The sequence below is a fragment of the Protofrankia coriariae genome (assembly GCF_001017755.1).
Lineage (GTDB): Bacteria > Actinomycetota > Actinomycetes > Frankiales > Frankiaceae > Protofrankia > Protofrankia coriariae.
On sequence record NZ_JWIO01000003.1, the window covers coordinates 289,143 to 294,510 of the forward strand.

At 71.1% G+C, this 5,368-nt stretch carries 4 protein-coding genes and 1 pseudogene (1 of these 5 running past the window's edge); 1 reads left to right on the forward strand and 4 read right to left on the reverse strand.

Annotation, left to right across the window (positions count from 1 at the left end):
* Positions 1–858 (forward strand): annotated as a pseudogene (locus FrCorBMG51_RS30490) (tetratricopeptide repeat protein); the annotation flags it as partial.
* Between the two features lie 172 nt (positions 859–1,030).
* Here FrCorBMG51_RS30490 and FrCorBMG51_RS03645 read toward each other — a convergent pair.
* The 4 genes from FrCorBMG51_RS03645 to treS all read right to left on the reverse strand — a co-directional run.
* Positions 1,031–1,762, reverse strand: coding sequence for an alpha amylase C-terminal domain-containing protein (locus FrCorBMG51_RS03645; protein ID WP_476742091.1), 732 nt, complete (start codon positions 1,760–1,762; stop codon positions 1,031–1,033).
* Positions 1,656–3,767: a 1,4-alpha-glucan branching enzyme gene (gene glgB, locus FrCorBMG51_RS03650; RefSeq protein WP_476742092.1), complete on the reverse strand. Its 2,112-nt coding sequence runs from the start codon at positions 3,765–3,767 to the stop codon at positions 1,656–1,658. Before glgB ends, FrCorBMG51_RS03645 begins: the two co-directional genes overlap by 107 nt.
* Before the next feature lie 30 nt (positions 3,768–3,797).
* A complete protein-coding gene (locus tag FrCorBMG51_RS03655; RefSeq protein WP_047221652.1) occupies positions 3,798–5,165 on the reverse strand; it encodes a maltokinase N-terminal cap-like domain-containing protein in 1,368 nt (455 codons plus the stop codon).
* Positions 5,166–5,260: 95 nt separating this feature from the next.
* Positions 5,261–5,368, reverse strand: partial view of a maltose alpha-D-glucosyltransferase gene (treS, locus tag FrCorBMG51_RS03660; protein WP_047221653.1) — the 3' portion only. It continues 1,713 nt past the right edge of the window; only the last 108 of its 1,821 coding nucleotides appear in the window; its start codon lies beyond the right edge, outside the window — the gene reads right to left on this strand; its stop codon occupies positions 5,261–5,263.

Consider the following 5,368-nt stretch of genomic DNA (forward strand, 5'->3'; position numbering starts at 1 on the left):
GGCCACCGCCGCGGGTGCGGCGCGAACCGCCCAGGCGGGCCCGGGCGCCCCGGCGCAGCCCGTCGTCGTGGACGTCAGCGAGGCCACGTTCGCCACGGAGGTCCTGCAGCGGTCCATGCAGGTCCCGGTGGTGGTCGACTTCTGGGCCAGCTGGTGCGGCCCGTGCAAGCAGCTCAGCCCCATCCTCGAGCGGCTGGCGGAAGCCGACGGCGGACGCTGGGTCCTCGCCAAGATCGATGTGGACGCGAACCCGCAGCTCGCCCAGGCCGCGGCCGTCCAGGGCATTCCCGCGGTCAAGGCGATCATCGGTGGGCGGATCATCGGTGAGTTCACCGGCGCCCTGCCCGAACGCGAGGTGCGGGCCTGGCTCGACCAGCTGCTCGCGCTCGTCGACGAGGCCACCGACGGCCTGCCCGGCGGGCCGGACGCGGCCGCAGCCGACCCGCACCATGCCGCCGCGCAGGAGGCGCTCGCCCGCGGTGACCTCGACGCCGCCGCGGCGGCCTACCGCGCACGGCTCGCCGAGGCCCCCGGTGACCAGGACGCGGTGCTGGGGCTCTCCCGCGTCGATCTCTTCCAGCGGGTGGCGACGATCGACGCGACCGCGTTGCGCGCCCGGCTGGCGGCCGACCCCGACGACGTCGAGGCGGCCATCATGCTGGCCGACGTCCTGGTCGCCAAGGGCGAGATCGAGACGGGCCTGACCCGGCTGGTCGGCGTCGTCCGGCGGACCACCGGCGACGAGCGGGAACGCGTCCGGGCCCACCTTGTCGGCCTGTTCCAGGCGCTGGGGGACGGCGAGCCGGCGGNCCGGCGGTCGCCCCGGCCCGCCGAGCCCTCGCCGCCGCCCTGTTCTAGGCATTTTCCGGCGTTCTGGTCCCGGCGTTCCGGGCGTTTTCCATCTGGGTTCCATCTGGTCGAGCGCCCCTCACCGGCCCGGCGAGCCTCGCCGGGCCGGCAGCACGGGGCGTCCGGCCGGCTGGTCGGTCCCGGTCGACCTGTTTCCAGCTGGCCCGTGCCCGTCAGCTGGTCAGTTCTGGGCGGCGCCCTCGTAGCACAGCCACAGGGTGCTCAGGGCGGGCAGGGTGAGCGTCACCGACGCCGGCTGGTTGTGGCGGGTGGCCTCCACGGCGAGCACGGAACCCAGGTTCCCCAGCCCGCTGCCGGCGTACTCGGTGGCGTCGGTGTTGATGAGCTCACGCCAGCGGCCGGCGAACGGCAGTCCGAGCTGGTAGCCGGTGTGGGGGACGCCGGAGAAGTTGGTGACGCAGGCGAGTACCCGCCCGCTCGTCGCGGTACTGGCGGCCGGGCCGCCAGCCGGGCCGCCAGCCGGGTCGGCCGTGGGGTCGGCGGCCCACCGCAGGAACGAGAACACGTTGTTCTCGGCGTCGTTCGCGTCGATCCAGGAGAACCCCTCCGGGGAGATGTCCCGTTCCCAGAGGGCGGGGGTGGCCCGGTAGGCCCCGTTGAGGTCCTTCAGCAGCGTGGCCACACCCCGGTGGTCCGGGTCGTCCAGGTGCCACCAGTCCAGCGACCGGGCCTCGGACCACTCGGCCTCCTGGGCGAACTCCCCGCCCATGAACAGCAGCTGCTTGCCCGGGTGCGCCCACATGTAGCCGTAGAGTGCGCGCAGGTTGGCCAGCTGCTGCCAGCGGTCACCGGGCATCTTGCGCAGCAGCGAGCCCTTCCCGTGCACCACCTCGTCGTGGCTGAGCGGGAGGACGAAGTTCTCCGAGTACGCGTACATCATGGAGAAGGTCATCTGGTGGTGGTGGTACACGCGGAACACCGGCGCCCGGGAGAGGTAGTCGAGCGTGTCGTGCATCCAGCCCATGTTCCACTTGAACCCGAATCCGAGTCCGGCTCGGCTGGTGGGAGCGGTGACGCCGGGGAAGCTGGTGGACTCCTCGGCGATCATGGCGATGCCCGGGTAGCGCTTGTAGGCGGTGGCGTTGACCTCTTGGAGGAACCGGATCGCCTCCAGGTATCACCCCCGGCCAGGCCGTCGACTCCTCGGCGATCATCATCACGCCCGGGACGCGCCGGTAGACCGTGGCGTTGGTCTCCTGCAGGAACGACACCGCGTCCAGGTTCTCCCGGCCACCGTGGATGTTGGGGATCCACTCGCCCTCGGCCCTGGAGTAGTCCAGGTAGAGCATGGAGGCGACGGCGTCCACCCGCAGCCCGTCGATGTGGAACTCCTCGAACCAGTACACCGCGTTCGCGACCAGGAAGTTGCGCACCTCGGGACGCCCGAAGTCGAACACGTACGTCCCCCAGTCGGGCTGTTCGCCGCGGCGGGGGTCGGGGTGCTCGTACAGCGGGGTGCCGTCGAAGCGGCCCAGCGCCCAGACGTCCCGGGGGAAGTGCGCCGGCACCCAGTCGACGATCACACCGATGCCGGCCTGGTGGAGCTGGTCGACGAGGTAGCGGAAGTCGTCGGGGTCGCCGAACCGCGATGTCGGGGCGTAGTAGGCCGACACCTGGTAGCCCCACGAACCACCGAAGGGATGCTCGGCCACGGGCAGCAGTTCGACGTGGGTGAAGCCCATCTCCCGCACGTGGGCGACGAGCTCGGTGGCGAGCTGGCGGTACGACAACCCTCGACGCCAGGAACCCAGATGCACCTCGTAGACCGAGATCGGCATGGCGTGCCACGCGGTGCGCCTGCGCCGCGCCAGCCACGCTTCGTCACTCCAGGTGTAGTCGGACTCGAAGACGACGCTCGCCGTGGCCGGCGGGTTCTCGGTGTGCAGCGCGAGCGGGTCGGCCTTCTGCCGCCAGACACCGTCGAAGCCGAGGATCTCGTACTTGTACCGGCAGCCGGCGCCGATGCCGGGTACGAACAGCTCCCAGACGCCGGTCGCTCCCAGCGAGCGCATCGGGTAGGCCCGGCCGTCCCAGAAGTCGAAGTCGCCGACCACCCGCACCCCGCGGGCGTTCGGCGCCCACACGGCGAAACCGACCCCGCTGACCTCGGCGGTGCCGGTGCTGTCCGGGTAGCGGCGCACCCGTGCGCCGAGTGCCTTCCACAGCTGTTCGTGGCGGCCCTCACCGATGAGGTGCAGGTCCATCTCCCCGAGGGTGGGCAGGTGGCGGTAGGGGTCGTCGACGACGTGCGTGGCGTCGCAGTACTGGACCTCCAGCCGGTAGCCGGGAACGGCGCCGGTCGGCAGCGCCACGGCGAACACCCCGGCCGTGTGCAGCCGGGTGCACTCGAACCGCTCGTTCTCGGTGATGACGACCACGCCCACCGCGTCCGGCCGCAGGGCCCGCACGATCGTCCAGTCGCCGTGGGGATGGGCGCCGAGGATGTGATGCGGATCGTGGTGCGAGCCGTTCACCAGCCGCTCAAGTTCGGCGGTGTCGACGAGCAGGGACGGGGGGGACGACGCCGGGGCGTCCTGGCCGCCGGCGTCCCGCTCCGCCCCGCTCTGCCCGGTCGTGCCCCGTTCCGCCCTGTCGTGCTGGGCCGCGGTGTGCTCGCCGCGGTCACGTCCGCCGTCCCGGTAGGCCGTTTCGGGATATCCGCCGCCCTCGGAATACCTGGTGTCATACCTGGCGTCGTCATACCTGGTGTCGTCATATCCGGCGTCGTCGTGGTCGTTGCCCCGGCGGCCGCCGCCGTGTCCGGCCATGGCCATGGCCGGCAGCGGGGAACGGGCGAGCCCGGAGCTGGCGTCACTCGGAGGACCGCTGGCGTCGCGACGACAACTGCCTGGCTGGCCCTCGTCGACTCCACCTGCCGCGCCGTCAGGACCGATCATGGGCAACACGCCATCCTTAGAACGTAGTCATCAGTCCGTGGAGGTCAGCCGTTCGACCGAACCGAGCGGGATCGGCAGCCACGATGGGCGGTGACGGGCCTCGTAGACGACTTCGTACACAGCCTTGTCGAGCTCGAACGCTCGCAACAGGGCAGCTTCCTCGCGTGGGTCGTGCCCGCGGACGCTGGCGTACCCGGCGCAGAAGGCGTCACGGTTGCGAGTCGCCCATTCCTGCGCGCGATATCTGAGTCCGGACTCGTCCTCCCGTTCCACCAACAGCGACCGTTCCAACAACAACGACTGGGCTGCGTAGTCGAATGATCGGAGCATGCCGGCGACATCACGATGGACGGACTGTAGTGCTGTGCGTTCTGCCAGCGGACGTGCCGGTTCGCCCTCGAAGTCGAAGAGTACCCACCCCGAGTCGACCCGTAGCACCTGACCCAGATGGTAGTCGCCGTGCACGCGCTGCAGGGCGACCGGTGACGTCTGACGGGCGAGCTCGTCGTAGGCGGCGCGCAGCCCCGTCTCGAAGGCCCGCAACTGCTCGACGGCCCTGATCGCGGCGTCCAGCCGGCTGTGCATCCCGGTGGCCTGCGCCCGCAGGGTCTCGGCATCGCCGACAGCCGTGGGAAGCGTCTCGGCGATGATGCGGTGCACGTCCGCGGTGGCCGCGCCCAGCCGCTCGGACTCGGCCGCGAAGTCGCCGCCGACCTCGTCGGCGTGCAGGTCCGCCTCCGCGTAGAGGTCCCGGACGCTGGCGAGGGCGAGCCGCCAGCCTTCGGTGCCGCTGCGGAGGAACTCCTGCATGAACGCGAACGTGGTGCGCTGGCCGTCGAGAACACCGTCCAGCCAGGCCAGCGGCCGGGCCACGCTGGGGCTGCCCGCGTCGGCGAGCGCGCGGGTCATCTCCAGATCCGGGTTCGTCCCCGGCCACAGCCGCCGGAAGACCTTCAGGATGTAGGCGTCGCCGTACACGACCGAGGTGTTGGACTGCTCCGCGCCGATCACATGGGCGGGGAAGAGCTCCAACTCCTCCAGCGTGTACGGCACGAGCCCGTCGTGGGCCGTCCGGCCACGGATGAACGCCAGCAGGGCGGCGCTGCCGTCCGGATCGTGCAGCCCGTCGTAGATCAGCCCGTCGGCGGACTTGCCGACGAAGAAGGCCTCGTGCCCGTAGGGCGCGTCCGGCCGCACCACCAGGGGTATCTGGTAGTGGTCGGCCAGCCCGCCGTCGGCATAGCGGACCTCGACGACGAAGTGGTGCAGCAGGTCGGACAGCCGCACGTTGCGGACGACACGCAGGCCGGCCCAGGGCCGGCCCTTGCCGGCGAACCAGCGCTGCCGCGGCAGCCAGGAGGTCAGGAGGGCGACCAGATCAGAATTGCCGCCCACCATCGTCGACCTCCTCGCGCGCCACCATCTGGCGACCATCCTCGGACGTGTACGCCCTACCCTGCCGTATGTCTGACCGGTCGGTACGTCCCGGCCCGTCAGGAGCCCAGTTCCCCCGCCCGAGTGAGCGCGAACCAGTAGTGTCCGTGTCCGGCCAGGGTCAACAGGTACGGCAGTTCCCCGATCGGCGGGAAGCGCACCCCGCC